Origin of the sequence: Microbacterium sp. RU1D (assembly GCF_900156435.1) — a bacterium.
Lineage (GTDB): Bacteria > Actinomycetota > Actinomycetes > Actinomycetales > Microbacteriaceae > Microbacterium.
In genome coordinates this window covers 335,651-352,239 of sequence record NZ_FTPQ01000003.1, presented here as the reverse complement: position 1 = coordinate 352,239, position 16,589 = coordinate 335,651, and the positions used below count along the sequence as shown (strand labels likewise).

Below are 16,589 nucleotides of genomic sequence, written 5' to 3'. Positions count from 1 at the left end.
GCGTGCGTTCGGCTGTCAAGGGGCGGGCCGGTGGCATCGGGGCCGCGTTGGATGGGACTACCGCCGATCCCGGCGACCACCCGCGTCCGACGGAAGGACCCCCCATGAGCGACGCTTCGATCGACCCGACCCCCGACGCGACCACGCCGGCCGCAGACGTGGGCATCGCGGGTGTGCAGCCGCTGCGCGACGGCGACACCTCCATCGAGCCGGACCCCTCGCTCGACCCCGCCCAGGCGGAGTGGGACGCCACCACGGCACTCGACGAGGGCGCCGACCCCGACGACATCAACCCGGCCACCGCGACCGGCGCCGACCCGGCCGAAATCCCGGCCGATGACAGCGACATCCCGCTCGAGGACATCCACCCCGAGTCCACCGGAACCGACTCCCAGGGCGAAGACCCCGGCGTCGTGGAGCTGGGGGAAGAGGGCCAGGGCGACCTCGCCCCCGAAGACCTCTGATCCGCTCTCGACGCCCCGATCACCGCGTGCGGTGGTCGGGGCGTCGCGCGGATGGGCGCCGATCGCGTCCCTGCGCTCACGCACCGTCGTGTCCTTCCGCGACCCGTCGCCGAAGGACGCGCGCGGGCGTGGCCGCCCGGCGCATGCGTCGACCGGCGTACACCACCCCGCCGCGGAGACGGAGCGCGAGCGCGAGCCAGCTCGTGATCGCCCGTTCCGCGGCCCAGGCGGGTGCCCACAGGGCTGCGGTGCGGGGGTAGACGGCCCCGCCGTGATCGCGCCGGCGCCCCCTCTCGGCGACCGCGACGGCCAGTGCGGCCAGGAGGCACAGGATGCCGGGTCGCCCGCGCACCAGGAGGACCGCGGGTGCCAGCGCGAGCTCGGTGCACATCCGCGCGGGCTGAGCCAGGCTGTCGTAGGCCTGCCGTACCCGCTGGGAGAAGAACCGGCGCGCGTCCGGGGGGAGTCGACGGACGTAGAGGTCGCGGCGATGCCGCACGCGACCGCCGCGGGCGAGGACCGTGCGCTCCATCTCGAGGTTCTCGAAGAGCGCGTTCACGTCATAGCCATCGGGGAGGGCCGCGCACCGCAGGGCGTAGGTGCCCGGGAAGTCGCGGCCGAGGCCGCGGTTCACCAGCGACCGCGCCGTGTCCCAGCGGGCGTGCCAGGGCGCGGGGGCGAACACGTTCTGCGGCGCGACCAGATCGGCGTCCGACAGGTCGGACAGGAGAGCGAGCAGGCTCGCGCGGTCGTGGCGCACGTCGTCGTCGGCGATCACCACTCTTTCGCCCCGGGCGAGCGCGAGCCCGGTGACCACGCCGCAGGCCTTGCCGTTGCCGTGGGCGACCGGGTGCGGCGCGACATGGCGCACCGCGCGAGGGAAGGCCCGCGCATGCGCGGCGAAGAGCGCGGGCGGTGAGCCGTCGACCACGGTCACGTCGATCCACTGCACGAGGCCGTCGAGGTAGTTCGTGAGGTCGTCGAGGTCGGTGTCGTCACTCCATCGCAGCGGCAGCACGTATTCGGCGTCGAGACGCATCGTCGGCGGCGCGTTACTCGTCGGTGCGGAAACCCGACGCCTTGTGGGTTCCGTCGCAGAGCGGCTTGATGGTCGACAGGCCGCAGCGGCATAGAGCCACTGTGCGGCGGGTGCGGGGGAGTTCCGCGCCGTCGCTCGTCACGAGGTGCGCGTCGCCGCGTACGAGAAGCGGTCCATCGGGGTAGGCCGTGATGGTGACGCGGTTGTCGTTCAACGCTCGTCCTCCGCGCGCAGCGACGACGCACCGCGCGACCACGCGTCGAGCATGTGCCGGCCGACGCGGTCGTCGACCTCGAGGCAGGCGGCGGCGCCGAACAGGATGTCGCCGAGCAGGTCGGGTCGATCCTCGGCCAGCGCACCGGCGAGGTCGTGCCCGGCGATCTGCTCGTGCACCGCGTCGGCCTCGACGTGCTCGTCGAAGTACTCGCAGACGTCGTCGCCGAAGCCGAGCCGTCGCAGGCCCTCGGCGTAGAGCCGGTTGGGGATCGACGAGGTCATCTCGAATGCGGCGAGATGACCGACGACTGCGCCGAGGAGACGGCGGTTGAGCCCGAACATCGACATCGTGTTGTGCGAGGCGAGGGTCACGGCCGGCACGTCGTCGATGTAAGCGCCGTACTCGTCGGTGAGTCCCGCGCCGCGGACGGCCCGCGCGAAGAGGGTCGAGTGCACGCGGTCGGGGCGACCGGCGCCGTACTCGTCGGACTGGATCTCGACGAGCGCGGCCTTGGGGCGACCGGTCAGGCGGGGGATGGCCCACGAGTGCGGATCCGCTTCGCGCAGCGTGTAGACGGTCCGGTGCACGAGGAATTCGTGCGCCTGGTCGAGCGTCGCTTTGCGAGCGAGGTGGCGCGAGAGGCTGGGACCGCCCTCGGTGCCGGTCAGGGCGAAGAGCGCGCGGGCCACGGCGTCCGCGGTGGGGGCGGGGGAATCCGGGACGGTCACGCTCGCGCGCAGCGAGGCCTCGAAAGCCGACTCGATCACGCGCCGCGTGGCGATGAGCGCAGGGTCCCATTCGAGTTCGGCGCGGAAGGCCGCGATCGATCCGTATGACGAGGCGTAGAGGGCGAACAGCGCGAGTTGGAGGTCGTCGTCGCGTTCGATGTCGGAGGTTTCGGCCACCGCCGCATCGGCAAGCGCGGTGTGCCCGTTGGCGACGCCGTCGACGAGGTGGCCCAGCACGGCTGCGCTCACGGGTCCGCGGGGGCTGAACGGAGCGGAAGCGATCCCGGCGTCGTCGATCGACGCGGGGGGCAGGGGCGAGGTCAGGGCGGCGGACACCCTGGAACTGTGCGTCAGGGAGAGGTGCTTGTTCGAGACCCTTGACAACCGAAGGTGCCCGGGCGAGGGAGCGATCCAGTGGGATCGCTCCCTCGCCCGGTCTGCGTCACTGCTCGATCGGCTGCGGCGTGCTCTCGTGGGCTTCGATCACCCCGTCGCCGTCGTCGGTCGAGACCGCGATGCGGCGCGGCTTCGCCTTCTCGCTGACCGGGATGGTGACGGAGAGCACACCGTTGCGATAGGCGGCGCTGATGCCCTCGGTGTCGATGCCCTGGCCGAGGTTGAGCTGTCGGACGAAGGATGCCGTCTCGCGTTCGCGCGTGATCCACTTCACGCCCTCGCCGGAGCCGAGGGTGCGCTCGGCGCGGATCGTGAGCAGCTGACCGTCGACGTCGATGTCGACCGACCCGGGGTCGACACCCGGCAGGTCGGCCGCGAGCACGTAGTGGTCGCCGTCGCGGTACAGGTCCATCGGCATCCGTCGCGGACCACCGCCGCGGCGGGCGTCGAGGAGCGTCGACGCGAGGCGGTCGAGGTCGCGGAAGGGGTCGTAAGTGGCCATGGTCGTTCTCCTTTTCGATCGGTCCGGATGAGGCACCCGGGTGTTCGGGAAGTTGAGTCACCTGCGCTCAACTCGAGAGTAGATTAGCACTCTCGGGGTGAGAGTGCCAAGAGCTCGGGCGCGCGATTGTGCACCCCACCCTCGCCGCCCGCAACCCCCGTGCCGGACCCCCCTCAGCGCGCGTTTCGTGGCAATCGATGCCGGGCCCCCCGGTCGGCATCCCCACGACGAAGGAGAGACATGTACTTCCATCGGCAGGAACTCCAGCACAGCGCCACCCCCGACAAGCCCGACGCGGTCTACGCCCGCAAGCTGCAGGAGGTGCTCGGCGGACAGTACGGCGAGATCTCCGTCGCGATGCAGTACCAGTTCCAGGCGTGGAACATGCACATGCCCGGCAAGTACCGCGACCTGGTGTTCGGCATCGGCGCCGAAGAGATGGGCCACGTCGAGATGCTCGCGATCATGATCGCCCAGCTGCTCGAGAAGGCCCCGCTCGGCATCACCGAGGAGGCCGTGCAGAACGACCCCACCGTCGCGGCCGTCGTCGGTGGAACCGACATCCAGCACGGCATCGTCGCAGGCGCCGGCGCCCGCCCCGTCGACTCGATGGGCAACCCTTGGCAGGGGAGCTTCATCACGGCGAGCGGCAACCTCCTCGCCGACTTCACCGCCAATGCGAACGCCGAGATGCAGGGGCGCGTGCAGGTCGCGCGGCTCTACCACCAGACCGACGACCACGGGGTGAAGGACCTGCTCGCCTTCCTGCTCGCCCGCGACACGATGCACCAGAACCAGTGGGCGGCCGCGGCCGCCGAACTCCAGGCCGAGGGCTACGAGAAGCTCCCCGTGCCGAGCAACTTCCCCCTCGACAAGGAGGACCGCGACGTGTCGTACCAGTACATCAACTTCAGCAACGGCACCCAGGCCGGCGACGGCACGTGGGCGTCGGGACCGACCCCCGACGGCAAGGGCGAGTTCTCGTACCTGCCCGAGCCCCCCGCGGGCGTGCCGATGCCCCCGCCCACGCACCCCGACGCGCGGTTCTACGGCACCACCGAGCTGCCGAACACCGTCGAGAAGCTCGCGGGCCGCGCGCAGGACGCGCTGCACAAGGAATGAGCGGGATGGATGCCGCGGCGCCGGGGCCCTCGACGGTCTCGGCGCCGCGGAGCGGAGCGAGTTTCCCCGCGATGCGTGCGGCCAAGGTGCCGCGCGCGATCGTGGCGGGTCCCTACGGGCACCCCTTCCACCCGGTCGCGGTGACCATCCCCATCGGGGCGTGGTCCTCGAGCCTCGTGTTCGATCTCCTGGGTCTCGCCGCCGATGATCCCCGGGCGTACGCGACCGGGTCGCGCTGGCTCATCGCGATCGGTCTCGGCGGAGCCGTGGGTGCGTCGGTGCTCGGTCTGCTCGACCTGTCGCGCATCCCTCGCGGGACGCCGGCCCGGCGGACGGCCCTCACCCACCTTGTCATCAACGTCACCGCGATGGTGCTGTTCTCCGTCAGCCTGGTCGTGCGGGCGCTCGATCTCGCGCGGGTGCCGGTCGTCGCCTTCGCGCTCAGCGTCGTCGCCTCCGCCGGGCTCAGCGTCTCGGGCTGGCTCGGCGGCAAGCTCGCCTATCGCTGGGGTGTGCGGGTCGCCGACGAGAACACGCAGCGCGAGGGGTTCGAGACGGCCGCCTGAGGCTGTTCGATGCCGGATGCCGGGCATGCTGCCCCGTCGTGCTCTCTCTCCCCCCCCCCCCCCCCGGGCGGGACGCTGCCGAGTGTCCAGGACACGCCGCCTGCCCGCTCTGCGCGCGGCGTGTCTTGGACACTCGAGTGGCAGAGGGCGGCATGGGCCGAGTGGCGGAAGCTGTTGAGTCTCCAGGACACGCCGCCTGTCCGCTCTGCGCGCGGCGTGTCATGGACACTCGAGCGGTGAGGGCGGCGTGCGCGGCGTGGAAAGCGGGAGGCAGGATGCGACGGGGTGGGCGCGTCAGCGCGGGCGCCGCAGCGGCACCCGGCCCCAGCCGCCGCTGACCGCGCCGGGGTCGTGTTGCGGCTCGAGCACCGCGCCGGGCGTGGGTCCGACGGGGCGCCGGCGGAGGCCGAGGATGTGCTGCAACGCGCGGATGAAGCGGTCGTAGACCCGCGGCGCGAGGAACTGCAGCGGACGGGTCACGAACTGCGCGGCACCGACACCGACCTCGTGCCGGGGCCCGCGGGTCACCCGCACGATCGCGCGCGCGACGCGGTCCGCCGCGACCACGGGCGGGAGCGGGAAGGCCATCCTCCCGGTGTAGTTCGCCGCGCGCTGGTAGATCGGGGTGTCGATGCTCGCCGGCAGCACGACCTTCACCCGGATGCCGCGGTGCGCGAGCATCTCCTGCCGCAGTGACCGCGCGAAGCCGAGCAGACCGTGCTTCGCGGCGACGTACGACGAGACGTAGGGCCCGGCCACCTGCGAATAGAGCGAGCCGACGAAGACGATCGTGCCGCCCCCGCCCGCGCGGAAGTGCGGAAGCACGGCGCGCGCGGCGCGCATGTGCCCGAGAAGGTTCGTCTCGATCACCCGGTCGCGCACCGCGTCGGGGGTGTCCTCCACCGAGCCGTACGAGAACACCGACGCCGAGCCCACCCACACGTCGATCCGTCCGAAACGGGTGATCGTGGCATCCGCCGCTCGTTTCGGTCCATCGGGAGTGGAGAGGTCGATCGACAGGGTCAGCACCTCGGCCCCGCGGCGGCGGCACTCCTCGGCGGCCGCGGCGAGAGCGACCTCGTCGCGCGCGACGAGCACGAGCCGGGCGCCGCGTCGGGCGAAGCGGAGGGCCGCCGCCCGTCCGATCCCTCGGGAACCACCGGTGACGACGACGACCTGACCCATGCTGTCCCCTCTGCGGCGGGCCGTGGCGGCTCCGCGCGTGCACAGCGTGCGTGTCTGCTGCGTGCGTGTGGACGACGCTAAGCGGTGCGTCCCGGCGCGGCCGAGGGGGTTGACGTCGGCACGCCGCGATAACAGCACCTCCGCGCCCCCGCAACCCCGTGTGCGGTCCGCCGTTCCCGCGCGGAGGGTGTGCGGCATGTCGAGTGCACACGCGGAACCCGGGCGCACGCCCGACGGTGTGAGGGAGGTCGCCGACGGCGTGCTGATGATCACGCGCGCCCTCACCAACAGCTACCTCGTCGCCACCGATGACGGTCTGATCCTCATCGACGCGGGATTGCCGCGATCCTGGCCCTACCTCGTGGCGGCCCTCGCCGCCCACCGCTCCGGTCCCGACGACCTGGTGTCGGTCGTTCTGACGCACGGCCACTTCGACCATGTCGGCACCGTCGACCGCCTGCAGCGCGCACACCGCGTCCCGATCCACGTGCACGAAGCCGACGTGCCGCTCGTGCGGCATCCCTACCGCTACGACCGCGAGACCTCGCGCCTCCTCTATCCGCTCCGCCACCCCGGCGGCATCCCGGCCCTCGCCAAGATGGCCCGCGCGGGGGCCCTTTCCGTCCGGGGAGGCGACGCGCTCGGCGACATCCGGCCCGGCGAGCCCCTGCGAGGCGGTCTCGTCCCGATCGCGACGCCCGGCCACACCTACGGCCACACCGCCTTTCACCTGCCCGACCGCGACCTGCTCTTCACGGGCGACGCGCTCGTCACCCTCGACCCGTACACCGGGCGCGCGGGCCCGCAGATCGTCGCCCGCGCGGCCACGGCCGACAGCGCGACGGCGCTCAGCGTGCTCGCCGCGCTCACCGAGACCCGCGCCGGCACGCTGCTCCCCGGTCACGGCGACCCCTGGACGGCCGGGGTCGAACACGCCGTGCTCGACGCGCGCGCAACCGGGGCGCATTGACCGGGGGCCGACCCGGCCCGCGAGCCGCGGACCGGAGCCCCCACCCGACCAGAGCCCACGACCGACGAGGAGAGAACGCATGAGAGCGATGACCTACCGGGGACCGTACAAGGTCCGCGTCGAGAACAAGCCCGATCCGCGCATCGAGCATCCCAACGATGCGATCGTGCGCGTCGAGCGGGCGGCGATCTGCGGATCCGACCTGCACCTGTACCACGGCATGATCCCCGACACCCGGGTGGGCCACACCTTCGGCCACGAGTTCATCGGCCGCGTCGTCGACGTCGGTTCGTCGGTGCAGAACCTCACGGTCGGCGACCGGGTGATGGTGCCGTTCAACATCGCGTGCGGCACGTGCTTCTTCTGTGCGCGCGGCCTGCTGAGCAACTGCCACAACGTCAACGCCAACGCCACGGCGGTCGGCGGCATCTACGGCTACTCGCACACCGCGGGCGGCTACGACGGCGGCCAGGCCGAGATGGTGCGCGTGCCGTTCGCCGACGTGGGGCCGCGGGTGATCCCCGACTGGCTGCACGACGAGGACGCCCTCCTGCTGACTGACGCCTTCTCGACCGGGTACTTCGGCGCGCAGCTCGGCGACATCGTCGAGGGCGACACCGTCGTGGTGTTCGGCGCGGGGCCGGTCGGCCTGGCCGCGGCGCGCTCCTCGTGGCTCATGGGCGCCGGGCGGGTCATCGTCGTCGACCAGATCGACGCGCGCCTCGAGATGGCCCGGTCGTTCGCGCTCGCCGAGACGCTCGACTACCGGGAGCACCAGGACATCGTGGTCGAGCTGAAGAAGCAGACCGACTGGCTGGGGGCCGACGTCGTGATCGACGCGGTCGGCGCCGAGGCCGACGGCCACTTCCTGCAGCACCTCACCGGGGCGAAGCTCAAGCTGCAGGCGGGGTCGCCCGTCGCCCTCAACTGGGCGATCGACTCCGTCCGCAAGGGCGGCACCGTCTCGGTCATGGGCGCGTACGGTCCCCTCTTCACCGCCGTGAAGTTCGGCGACGCGATGAACAAGGGCCTGACCATCCACACGAATCAGGCCCCGGTCGCGCGCCAGTGGCCGCGCCTGCTCGAACACATCCGTGCGGGGCACGTCTCGCCCCGCGAACTCATCACCCACCGCATCCCCCTCGAGCACATCGCCGAGGGATACCACATGGTCTCGGCCAAGATCGACGGTCTCGTGAAGGCCGCCATCCTGCCGCCGAACGCCTGAGAGGAGCGACGATCATGGCCTACACCGCCGACAAGCCCACGCCCCCGCCGAGCGCGGAGCAGCTGCGCGCCCGCATCCCCGGCTGGGGTGCCGACCTCGATCCGGCCGACCGCCCGTCGCACCCGAAGGAGCAGGCGCAGGACCTCAACGCCCACTGGGATTTTCCCGACGAGCAGCCCGAACCCCCCGGCGGCCGCGAGCGGTCCATCGAGCACGGCCGGCTCACGCCCGTTTTCGGGACGGCCCAGCCTTTGCACGGCGTCTCGGGCGCGATCCGCCGCTACTCCTACTCCCGTTTCAGCGAGGCCCGCGCCGCCCATTGGCTGCTCCTGCTCGCGGCCGACCGCGTGGATGCCGGGGGTGCGCACCTGCGATCGCTGCTGTCGCGGCATCCCGACAACCCGATCACCGAGACCGGCGTCCTCGCCGAGCGTCACTGGTCGCCCCTCGGTGACCGCCGCGGACGCGCGGACGCCCGTCATCAGTGGATCGACCCGCTGCTGGTCGCCGGTCCCTGGGTCCTCGGGGCGTTCGGGGTCGTCGCCGTGGGGCGTCGGCTGCTGCGGCGCTGATGAGCGTCGGGGGCGGCGGGGCGCCGGGTCGCGGTAGCGTCATCGGGTGACGGATGCCGCGGCCCACCCTCCCCTCGCGAAGGCGCTGTGGGGGGCCACCCATCCCGGGCCGACACTCGTCGTCACGGTCCTGTCGCTCGCCCTCGGCATCGCCGCCGGCGTCGAGCCCGCGCGTCTCGCGCTGCTGGTCGTGGCCGTGTTCGCCGGCCAGGTGTCGGTCGGACTCTCGAACGACGCGATCGACGGCGGCCGCGACGCGGCGGTCGGTCGCACCGACAAGCCCATCGCCGGGGGAGCGATCACCCCGGAGCGGGCGCTTGCGGTCGCCGTGGCATCCCTCGTCGTCGCGATCGTCCTCTCGGCGCCGCTCGGGCCGGGACTGCTCGCCGCGCACGCGATCGCCCTCGCCTCGGCGTGGGCCTACAACGCCGGGCTCAAGTCGACGCCGTTCTCGATCGCCCCCTTCCTGCTGAGCTTCGGGCTGTTCCCCTCTTTCGCGACGCTCTCGCTGCCCGATCCGCAACTCGCCGCGCTCTGGGCCTCGCTCGCCGGTGCCGCCCTCGGCGCCGCCGTGCACCTCACCAACGTCGTGCGCGACCTCGACGACGATCGCCGGACGGGCGTGCGCGGCCTGCCGCACCGGCTCGGCGCGCGCGCCTCGGTGGTGCTCGCCGCGGTGGGGATCGCTGTCGGCGCGATCGCGGTGCTCTTGGGGACGGATGCCACGACCCGCGGCACCGTGTTCTTTGCGGCCGTGTTGACCGTCGCGGTCATCGCCGTCGTCACGGCGATGGTGCGCCCTCCGGGTCGCGCGGTGTTCCAGCTCACGATGCTCGCGGCCCTGCTGCTGGCCGCCCAGCTCGTCGCGACCTGACGCCCTGCCGCCAGCGGCGTCGCCGGGGGCCGCGCCCGACCCGGCCGGTATGCACGACGGCGGGTGCCCCCGCCGACACGCCGCGCGGGCGGACCGGCGTCGGCGCGTCGTCCGCGGCGTCCGCCGCATGCAGACCCCCCCGCCATCACCGCCCGCCGTGCTGTCGGCGCCGCCGGGGGCCACCCGCCCCAGCCTCGAGAGCGCCCGTCAGCCCCGCGCCCGCGCCGCCCGATCGAATCGCATCGCGTACGCCCGGGTGAACGCTTCGCCGCCCGGCCCGCGCAGCGCCGTGCGCAGCGCCATCGTGCGCGCCGCGTGGGCGGACGGGCCCGCCGCGCGACCGAGCATCGTGTTCAAGAAGGCGAGGCGCGCCGCGTGCCGCGCCGACGCCAGGCGATCGCGTTCCCACCGGGCGAGGCCCGCGTCGTCGCCGCGGCGCACCCAGGGCCCGAGCAGGGGCGCGAGCGTCAGCGCATCGAGCAGGCCGAGGTTCATCCCCTGACCGCCGATCGGGCTCACCTCGTGCGCCGCGTCGCCCACCACGATCACGCGTCCGCGCCGAAGGGCCGGAGCCACCGCGCGCCGCACCCCGAACGTCGACGCGCCCGCGATGTCGACCGGGGTCCCGGTGCGGGCGGCGACGGCGTCGCGGAGGAAACCGTCGGCATCCGTCACCTCGTTCGTGCCCGCCCAGGCGACGAGCCGGCGCCGGCCGCCCGGCAGCGGGAACGACTCGACCACTCCCGCGCGCTCGAGGTGAACGCGCGCGACGGGACCCCCTGATGCCACGACGTCGGCCATGACGTACCGGTCGGGGTAGTGGTGCGTGCGCACGGCTCCCGGGCGGTACACGAGGTCGCGTCCCGACCACCCGGTGGCGACGACGACCACCCCCGCGCGGATCTCCCCGCCGTCGTCGAGCTGCGCGCGGATGCCGTCGGTTTCCTGTCGCAGCGATGTCACGCCCACACCTCGCCGCACCGGCGGGGCGAGCGCGGTGAGCACCTCGATCGTGTCGGACTGCGGCAGGGCCGCGACGTACGGATGCCGTGCTCGCAGCCGATCGAACCGGATCTCGGCCAACACGCGACCGTCGGCGCGCGCCTCGCCGCGGGCGATGCGCACCGCGCGCTCGCGGATGCCGTCCGTCGCCCCCGACGCCTCGAGCAGCGCCAGGGCGGGGGAGTGGATGCCGATCGCCCGCGTTCCTGCGCCCGGATCGGTGCGCCGCTCGACGACGGCGACCTCGACGCCGCGCATACGCAGGTCTGCGGCGAGGGCGAGGCCCACGGGACCCGCGCCCACGACGAGCACCTCGGTCATGCGCGTCCTTTCGCCGTCGCGAGCACGCGGAAGGGCGCCGGCGTCTCGACGACCCACGGTGCGCCGAGGGCGGCGGCCAGCTCCGGCGCGCGGTAGCTGCGGCGGATCGAGCGCAGCCCGTCGACGCGCAGGAAGGTGCCGACCGAGAGCGGGGCGACGCCCACGGCGTACAGGCCGTAGGCGAGACGCCCGCGCGCGATGTCGGCGTGCAGGACCGTGCCGCGGGAGAGGGCGAGGGAGTCGTCGGCGAACGCGCGGAGCGACTCCGCGTCGAGGTGGTGCAGCACGTGGTTCGACAGCACGAGGTCGAACGTCTCGCCCGCCGCGATCAGCTCGCGGGAGCCCTGCGACACGAAGCGCACGCCGGGGCGCTCCCGCCGCCGCGCGGCCTCGTGCGCGCGCGGATCGGGGTCGGCTCCCACCCACTCCACCTCCAGGCCGTCGCGGGACGCCAGCGCCGCGAGGCGCGCGACGACGTCGCCGCCGCCCGAGCCGAGGTCGAGCACGCGGGCGGGGCGGCCGAGCGCGACCAGGTCGGGCCGCACCCGCGTGCGGTACACGCGGCCCCACGCCGAGACGAGGCGGTTCACCACGTCGAAGCGGCGGTAGGTCGCCGCCAGCGCCCGCGGGTCGCAGTCCGGGTCGTCCATGAGCTCGGTCAGCGCGGTGTCGCGGTGAGCGAGGCCGGTGAGGGCGCTCACGCCGTCGCGCGGCGCACGGTGATCTTCGCCGCCTCCACGGTGAGCCCCGGTCCGAAGGCCATGGCCGCGATCCGGTCGCCCTCGCCGAGGGCCGCATCGGCGAGCAGGTCGCGCAGGATGAACAGCAGCGTGGCGCTCGACATGTTGCCGTGCCCCCGCAGCACCTCCCGCGACGGGGCGAGGGCCGCGGCATCCAGCTCCAGGGCGCTCTCGACGCGATCCAGGATGCTGCGGCCACCCGGGTGCACGGCCCAGGCGTCGATGTCGGAGAGGTCGCCGAGCACGTCGGCGGCGATCGCGGAGATCTCCCGACCGATGATGCGCGGCACCTCGGGCGTCAACGTCATCTCGAAGCCCGAATCGCCGACCGTCCAGGCCATGTCCTTTTCGCCGTCGTCGGTGACGTGGGTGGCGAAGCCGTCGAGGTCGAGGCCCTCGCGAGAGGGATCTCCGGATGCCACGATCGCAGCTCCCGCACCGTCGGCGAACACCGAGGCGGCGACGATCTGGTCCGGGTGCGATGAGGTCTGCCAGTGCAGCGAGCACAGCTCGGTGCAGGCCACGAGCACGACCGCGTCGGCGTCGTTCCCGACGATCCGCTCCGCGAGGCGCAGAGCCGGGATCGCCGCCGCGCAACCGATGAATCCGAGGTGGTACCGCTCGACGGTGGGGGAGAGGCCGAGGTCGCGCACGAGGTGGTAATCGGGACCGGGGGCGAACATGCCCGTGCACGACACGGTCACGACGTGCGTCACGGCATCCGTGTCGTAGCCGGATCCCTCGATGGCCGCGCGGGATGCCGCTGCGAAGAGCCCCGGGGCGGTGCGTCGGTACTCGTCGTTGCGCGCCCCCGTCGGCGGCATGAGAAGCGTGTCGCCGTCGCGCACGGGGAGGCCGTCGTCGGCCGCGCCGGCGAGCTGCGGCAGCACGACGTGACGGGTGTCGATCGCGGCGGCGTCGAAAGCGGCCCCGACCAGGCGCTGCGCCTTGCGGTCGAAGCCCGGTTGGGCGGCGAAGAGGTCGCGGAGCGTCGACTGCGTGACGCGGGTGTCGGGCAGGGCCGTGCCGATCGACACGATTCGGGCGGTCATGCCTCACTGTAGACACGCTTCGCAGGCCTCGGCGCGGGGATGGTGCGGGTGTCGCGCGGCGTCTATGGTGCAGCACCGCGTCCCGGCCGCTGCGCGGTGCTGTCAATCCCCGCGGCGCTTCGCCGACCCCGACCTACGGTGGCCCTTCGTTCGTGAAGAAGGAGTGCGCCATGACCGGTTCCGAGCCGTCCGATCCCACCCGAGTGACCGCGCAGAAAGCGGTGCGCGAACCGAACCCCCGCGTCTGGCTGCTGGCATCCGGCATCCTGGCCGTCATCGCGATCGTGCTGTTCGCCTTCTCGATCCCCATCGTCGCCGCGTGGGCGTGGATCGGCATCGCCTTCCAGATCGCGATCTTCGCCGCCCTGCTCGCGAACGGACTCGGCGGACGCCGCACCGCCTACCAGGGGTACATCTTCGCCGTGCTGATGTGCGTGCAGGCGGCCGTGGCGCTGCTGGTGATCGTCATCATCGCGATCGCCGCGTGGATGCCACCCGCCTGACGTTCCGTCGCGTCGGCGTGCGACACGCCGCCTTCCCAGGTGGCTGACCTTGTCGAAGCCACCGGCACCCGGTCCTTCTGGACGGGCGCAGGGACCCGCATCCGCCCACTCGACGACGCCCCGCCCGGTCGTCCGGACGGGGCGTCGTGGGCGTGATCAGCCGCCGAGGACGCTACTGACGTCGGTGGGGCTGTCGAACTCGTCGACGTCCGCGGATCGCAGCCGCTCGAGCAGCTGCTCCGGCGCGCCGTTGTCTTCGGCGATCCCGATCAGCTCGTGCCGGCCGACGGGGTAGTCGACTCCGGCGAGGTACTTCTGCAGTTCGATCGCGTCGGGCAGATCGGCCATGGTGCTCTCCTTCTTCTCGGGGGTGGGGATCAGAGAATCGGCTTGCCGCCGGTCACCGCGACGCGCGCGCCGGAGACGTAGCTGGCCTCGTCGGAGGCGAGAAGCACGTACACGGGAGCGAGCTCGGCGGGCTGACCCGGGCGCCCGAGGGGCACCTGCTCGCCGAAGCTCTCGACCTTCTCGGCAGGCATGGTCGCTGGGATCAGCGGGGTCCACACCGGCCCCGGCGCCACACTGTTGGCCCGGATGCCGCGTTCTGCGAGCAGCTGGGCGAGGGACGCGGTCATATTGGCGATGGCCGCCTTGGTGGCGGCATACGGAAGCAGCTGCGGCGACGGCATGTCGGAGTTGACCGAGCTCGACGCGATGATCGACGCCCCCTCGCCCAGGTGCGGCAGCGCGGCCTTGACGGTGTGGAAGTACGCGCTGACGTTCGTCGCCCAGGTGTAGTCCCACTCGCTGTCCTCGATCTCCTCGAGGGTGTCGTGGCTCATCTGGAAGGCGGCGTTGACCACGAGCACGTCGAGCTTGCCCAGCTGCTCGACCGTCCGCGCGACGAGGTCGCGGCAGTGCTGCGGATCGGAGACGTCGCCCGGAAGGAGCACGGCGCGGCGGCCGGCGTCCTCGACGAAACGGCGGGCCTCCTCGGCATCCTCGTGCTCGTTCAGGTAGGCGATCGCGACGTCGGCACCCTCGCGGGCGTAGGCGAGGGCGACGGCCTTGCCGATCCCGCTGTCACCCCCGGTGATCAGGGCCACCTTGCCCTCGAGCCTGCCGGAGCCGCGGTAGGTCTGCTCGCCGTAGTCGGGTTTCGGATCCATCGCCCGGTCGGTGCCGGGGACGCTCTGCTGCTGGGCGGGTTGCGACATGTCTGCCTCCTGGGAGATCGGGGAGGCCCCACCCCACCCGGTGCCCGGCGATCGCGCACGAGGGTTGACAGCGGTCGCGGTGCGTCCGCAATCCGGCTGAGCCCGTCGAAGCCGCCGGGACGTGCCGTACCCGTCCCTTCGACGGGCCGAGGGACCGATGTCGCGCTCTCCTCGGTGGGTGGGCCCGTCGAAGCCACCGTGACCCGTGGCTCGCGGTCCCCCCGACGGGCTCAGGGACCTCGGCCACCGGCGCTCAGGCCGCGAGGGCCTCGCGGCGCAGCAGGCCGGAGATCGCGCCCCGGTACTCGGCGATCATGCGGCTGCGGTCCAGTCGTCCGCGGGCGGCGAGGGCGGCTGCCCGAAGCGCCGGGCGCAGGGCGAGGGCATCCTCCCAGGCCTCGACGACCGCGTCGACGTCGCGAGCGGTGACGAGACCGAACCCCTCCACCATGCGTGCGGCGTCACCGACGTCGGTCGTCACGGGAACCGCTCCGGATGCCGCGCCCTCGACCAGGCAGAGCGGAGAGGCCTCGCCGAAGGCGCTCGTGAGGGCGACGACATCGGCGATGCGGTACAGCTCGGGCATGTCCTCCCGCAGGCCGAGCGCGTGCAGGGCGACGCCGGATGCCACCCCGCTCGCGGCGCGCAGGGCGCGGAAGGCGGGGTTGTCCGGCGTCATCCCGGACCCGCACAGGAGGTAGTGCGTGCCCGGTGCGCGCCGCGCGTGCCGGGCGACGGCGCGGAGGAAGAGCCCCGGGTCCTTCATGGCGTCGAAGCGCGCGGCCAGCAGCACCACGGGCGCCGTCTCGGGGATGCCGAGCACCGAGCGGATGCGGCGTCGCTCCGCACGCGTGCCGGGGCGGAAGCGGCGCGTGTTGATGCCGTTGTCGATGACCCACGCCTCCTGGGCGGCGACCCCGGCCCAGGCGTACGCGTCGGAGGTCGAGGTCGCGCACGAGATGGTGGCCGTCACGGCGCCGGAGGCGGCGGCATCCGTCAGCCAGCCCAGGGCGGGACCCGAGTGCGTCGGGTCGGAACGGTGCAGGCACGCGGCGAGCGGGACGTCGGGGAGCAGCCCCGCGCGATCTAGCGCCACGACGAGGCTGAGCGGCTGCTCCTTCAGCGACAGCACCACATCGGCGTCGGCGAACAGTTCGGCGGCGTGGTCGAGTTCGGCGGCGGTGAAGTCCTCGGGGGCGATGGGGTGATCGCCGGCGATCCGGTCAAAGGCATCGATCTGCACCCCCGCCTCGCGCAGGCGGCGGTAACGGGTGTCATCGCGGGCGAGTTGCAGTGAGGCGTCGCGGCGCGCCGACGCGGTCAGCGAGAGCACCCGGTGCTCCTGCGATCCGTCGCGTGCGAGCCCCACGACGACGTCGGAATGGAGGATGCGGGCTCCCCCGGCGAAGAAGCCCTCGTAGAGGGAGAGCACACGGATGGATCGCGTCATCGGGGTCTCGTTTCGGCCGGGGAGAGGCACCGCGGATGCGGTCGTCCCATGCTGGGGGTTCGACCCCGTGGGACGGGTTACGCCCGAAAGACCATCGTGTGAACGCCCGGACACGAGCCGACGCGCCGGCCCCCGGGGGAGGGGACCGACGCGTCGGGTGAAGGGGCGGTGGATCAGGCGCGGGGCGCGACCACCATCGCCTCACCGGCGTCACGTGTGCGCGACCAGGGCCAGCGCGGCGCCGTGCGCTCGCGCGGTTCGTCGGCCGAGCGCGGCACGATGCCGTTGCCCATCGCGGTCGACATGGCGATGCTCCACACCGAGCCCGCCTGCTGTCCGCTCTGCTGTCCGTAGATCATGATGTTCTCCTCACCCCCGTCTCCCGACGGGATGCACCCCGTCTCCCGACGGGCGTCTTGATCTCCGTCCTAGATCGGGACG

The 16,589-nt window shown here is 72.8% G+C and carries 20 protein-coding genes; 8 read left to right on the top strand and 12 right to left on the bottom strand.

All coding sequences use genetic code 11. The features are described 5' to 3' along the window. The first annotated feature begins 104 nt into the window (after positions 1-104). The gene (locus B0B15_RS13880) at positions 105-464 is read left to right on the top strand and encodes a sugar ABC transporter ATPase (protein WP_083709053.1); all 360 of its coding nucleotides are present in this window, start codon (positions 105-107) and stop codon (positions 462-464) included. A 76-nt stretch (positions 465-540) separates the two neighbouring features. On the opposite strand, the gene B0B15_RS13875 is transcribed toward B0B15_RS13880, so the two are convergent. The 4 genes from B0B15_RS13875 to B0B15_RS13860 form a co-directional block, all read right to left on the bottom strand. Then, positions 541-1,503, bottom strand: a complete 963-nt coding sequence (locus tag B0B15_RS13875) for a glycosyltransferase family 2 protein (RefSeq protein WP_076677039.1) — start codon at positions 1,501-1,503, stop codon at positions 541-543. 13 nt (positions 1,504-1,516) lie between these two features. Continuing rightward, positions 1,517-1,717, bottom strand: coding sequence for a CDGSH iron-sulfur domain-containing protein (locus tag B0B15_RS13870; RefSeq protein WP_076677036.1), 201 nt, complete (start codon positions 1,715-1,717; stop codon positions 1,517-1,519). Further along, positions 1,714-2,784 carry an iron-containing redox enzyme family protein gene (locus B0B15_RS13865; protein WP_371113260.1) on the bottom strand — a complete coding sequence of 357 codons (1,071 nt, stop codon included), beginning with the start codon at positions 2,782-2,784 and terminating at the stop codon, positions 1,714-1,716. The genes B0B15_RS13870 and B0B15_RS13865 overlap by 4 nt, the downstream gene beginning before the upstream one ends. 106 nt (positions 2,785-2,890) lie before the next feature. Further along, entirely contained in the window at positions 2,891-3,346 is a 456-nt protein-coding gene (locus B0B15_RS13860) for an Hsp20/alpha crystallin family protein (protein WP_076677034.1), read from the bottom strand. A 240-nt stretch (positions 3,347-3,586) separates the two neighbouring features. Here B0B15_RS13860 and B0B15_RS13855 point away from each other — a divergent pair, with 240 nt between their 5' ends. Further along, positions 3,587-4,468: a manganese catalase gene (locus B0B15_RS13855; RefSeq protein ID WP_076677033.1), complete on the top strand. Its 882-nt coding sequence runs from the start codon at positions 3,587-3,589 to the stop codon at positions 4,466-4,468. Positions 4,469-4,473: 5 nt separating this feature from the next. Next, positions 4,474-5,034, top strand: a complete 561-nt coding sequence (locus tag B0B15_RS13850) for a DUF2231 domain-containing protein (protein ID WP_256714478.1) — start codon at positions 4,474-4,476, stop codon at positions 5,032-5,034. 294 nt (positions 5,035-5,328) lie between these two features. Here B0B15_RS13850 and B0B15_RS13845 read toward each other — a convergent pair whose 3' ends face one another. Then, positions 5,329-6,219, bottom strand: coding sequence for an SDR family NAD(P)-dependent oxidoreductase (locus B0B15_RS13845; protein ID WP_076677031.1), 891 nt, complete (start codon positions 6,217-6,219; stop codon positions 5,329-5,331). A gap of 196 nt (positions 6,220-6,415) precedes the next feature. Here B0B15_RS13845 and B0B15_RS13840 point away from each other — a divergent pair, with 196 nt between their 5' ends. The 4 genes from B0B15_RS13840 to B0B15_RS13825 all read left to right on the top strand — a co-directional run bounded on the left by B0B15_RS13840 (position 6,416) and on the right by B0B15_RS13825 (position 9,863). Next, positions 6,416-7,189 (top strand): MBL fold metallo-hydrolase, encoded by a 774-nt coding sequence (locus tag B0B15_RS13840; RefSeq protein ID WP_076677029.1) that lies wholly within the window; start codon positions 6,416-6,418, stop codon positions 7,187-7,189. Between the two features lie 79 nt (positions 7,190-7,268). Continuing rightward, positions 7,269-8,417 carry a zinc-dependent alcohol dehydrogenase gene (locus B0B15_RS13835; RefSeq protein ID WP_076677027.1) on the top strand — a complete coding sequence of 383 codons (1,149 nt, stop codon included), beginning with the start codon at positions 7,269-7,271 and terminating at the stop codon, positions 8,415-8,417. Positions 8,418-8,431: 14 nt separating this feature from the next. Further along, positions 8,432-8,989: a hypothetical protein gene (locus tag B0B15_RS13830; RefSeq protein ID WP_076677025.1), complete on the top strand. Its 558-nt coding sequence runs from the start codon at positions 8,432-8,434 to the stop codon at positions 8,987-8,989. A 46-nt stretch (positions 8,990-9,035) separates the two neighbouring features. Further along, positions 9,036-9,863, top strand: coding sequence for a UbiA family prenyltransferase (locus B0B15_RS13825; RefSeq protein WP_076677023.1), 828 nt, complete (start codon positions 9,036-9,038; stop codon positions 9,861-9,863). Between the two features lie 207 nt (positions 9,864-10,070). Here the strand turns inward: B0B15_RS13825 and B0B15_RS13820 are convergent, their stop codons facing one another. From B0B15_RS13820 to B0B15_RS13810, 3 genes are read right to left on the bottom strand one after another with little or no spacing between them, the layout of a single operon-like run. Then, entirely contained in the window at positions 10,071-11,186 is a 1,116-nt protein-coding gene (locus B0B15_RS13820) for an FAD-dependent oxidoreductase (RefSeq protein ID WP_076677021.1), read from the bottom strand. Then, positions 11,183-11,836: a methyltransferase domain-containing protein gene (locus tag B0B15_RS13815; RefSeq protein WP_083709094.1), complete on the bottom strand. Its 654-nt coding sequence runs from the start codon at positions 11,834-11,836 to the stop codon at positions 11,183-11,185. The genes B0B15_RS13820 and B0B15_RS13815 overlap by 4 nt, the downstream gene beginning before the upstream one ends. Positions 11,837-11,883: 47 nt before the next feature. Then, a complete protein-coding gene (locus tag B0B15_RS13810) occupies positions 11,884-12,978 on the bottom strand; it encodes a type III polyketide synthase (protein ID WP_076677017.1) in 1,095 nt (364 codons plus the stop codon). Positions 12,979-13,148: 170 nt separating this feature from the next. Between B0B15_RS13810 and B0B15_RS13805 the strand changes: the two genes are divergently transcribed. After that, positions 13,149-13,481 (top strand): hypothetical protein, encoded by a 333-nt coding sequence (locus B0B15_RS13805; protein WP_076677015.1) that lies wholly within the window; start codon positions 13,149-13,151, stop codon positions 13,479-13,481. A gap of 156 nt (positions 13,482-13,637) precedes the next feature. On the opposite strand, the gene B0B15_RS13800 is transcribed toward B0B15_RS13805, so the two are convergent. The 4 genes from B0B15_RS13800 to B0B15_RS13785 all read right to left on the bottom strand — a co-directional run bounded on the left by B0B15_RS13800 (position 13,638) and on the right by B0B15_RS13785 (position 16,507). Next, the gene (locus tag B0B15_RS13800) at positions 13,638-13,829 is read right to left on the bottom strand and encodes a DUF2795 domain-containing protein (protein WP_076677013.1); all 192 of its coding nucleotides are present in this window, start codon (positions 13,827-13,829) and stop codon (positions 13,638-13,640) included. 29 nt (positions 13,830-13,858) lie between these two features. Then, the gene (locus B0B15_RS13795; RefSeq protein ID WP_076677011.1) at positions 13,859-14,698 is read right to left on the bottom strand and encodes an SDR family oxidoreductase; all 840 of its coding nucleotides are present in this window, start codon (positions 14,696-14,698) and stop codon (positions 13,859-13,861) included. 253 nt (positions 14,699-14,951) lie between these two features. After that, complete coding sequence (locus B0B15_RS13790) at positions 14,952-16,148, bottom strand: glycosyltransferase (protein ID WP_076677009.1); 1,197 nt, start codon at positions 16,146-16,148, stop codon at positions 14,952-14,954. A gap of 173 nt (positions 16,149-16,321) precedes the next feature. Beyond that, positions 16,322-16,507: a hypothetical protein gene (locus B0B15_RS13785; RefSeq protein ID WP_076677007.1), complete on the bottom strand. Its 186-nt coding sequence runs from the start codon at positions 16,505-16,507 to the stop codon at positions 16,322-16,324. Between the last annotated feature and the right edge of the window lie 82 nt (positions 16,508-16,589).

Bases quoted from the DNA above. Each gene is read 5' to 3' on its own strand.
- B0B15_RS13785 (WP_076677007.1), bottom strand. From the start codon at position 16,507: ATGATCTACGGACAGCAGAGCGGACAGCAGGCGGGCTCGGTGTGGAGC.
- B0B15_RS13840 (WP_076677029.1), top strand. From the start codon at position 6,416: ATGTCGAGTGCACACGCGGAACCCGGGCGCACGCCCGACGGTGTGAGG.
- B0B15_RS13845 (WP_076677031.1), bottom strand. From the start codon at position 6,219: ATGGGTCAGGTCGTCGTCGTCACCGGTGGTTCCCGAGGGATCGGACGG.
- B0B15_RS13790 (WP_076677009.1), bottom strand. From the start codon at position 16,148: ATGACGCGATCCATCCGTGTGCTCTCCCTCTACGAGGGCTTCTTCGCC.
- B0B15_RS13820 (WP_076677021.1), bottom strand. From the start codon at position 11,186: ATGACCGAGGTGCTCGTCGTGGGCGCGGGTCCCGTGGGCCTCGCCCTC.
- B0B15_RS13815 (WP_083709094.1), bottom strand. From the start codon at position 11,836: ATGGACGACCCGGACTGCGACCCGCGGGCGCTGGCGGCGACCTACCGC.
- B0B15_RS13830 (WP_076677025.1), top strand. From the start codon at position 8,432: ATGGCCTACACCGCCGACAAGCCCACGCCCCCGCCGAGCGCGGAGCAG.
- B0B15_RS13875 (WP_076677039.1), bottom strand. From the start codon at position 1,503: ATGCGTCTCGACGCCGAATACGTGCTGCCGCTGCGATGGAGTGACGAC.
- B0B15_RS13805 (WP_076677015.1), top strand. From the start codon at position 13,149: ATGACCGGTTCCGAGCCGTCCGATCCCACCCGAGTGACCGCGCAGAAA.
- B0B15_RS13795 (WP_076677011.1), bottom strand. From the start codon at position 14,698: ATGTCGCAACCCGCCCAGCAGCAGAGCGTCCCCGGCACCGACCGGGCG.
- B0B15_RS13850 (WP_256714478.1), top strand. From the start codon at position 4,474: ATGGATGCCGCGGCGCCGGGGCCCTCGACGGTCTCGGCGCCGCGGAGC.
- B0B15_RS13800 (WP_076677013.1), bottom strand. From the start codon at position 13,829: ATGGCCGATCTGCCCGACGCGATCGAACTGCAGAAGTACCTCGCCGGA.
- B0B15_RS13855 (WP_076677033.1), top strand. From the start codon at position 3,587: ATGTACTTCCATCGGCAGGAACTCCAGCACAGCGCCACCCCCGACAAG.
- B0B15_RS13810 (WP_076677017.1), bottom strand. From the start codon at position 12,978: ATGACCGCCCGAATCGTGTCGATCGGCACGGCCCTGCCCGACACCCGC.
- B0B15_RS13835 (WP_076677027.1), top strand. From the start codon at position 7,269: ATGAGAGCGATGACCTACCGGGGACCGTACAAGGTCCGCGTCGAGAAC.
- B0B15_RS13880 (WP_083709053.1), top strand. From the start codon at position 105: ATGAGCGACGCTTCGATCGACCCGACCCCCGACGCGACCACGCCGGCC.
- B0B15_RS13860 (WP_076677034.1), bottom strand. From the start codon at position 3,346: ATGGCCACTTACGACCCCTTCCGCGACCTCGACCGCCTCGCGTCGACG.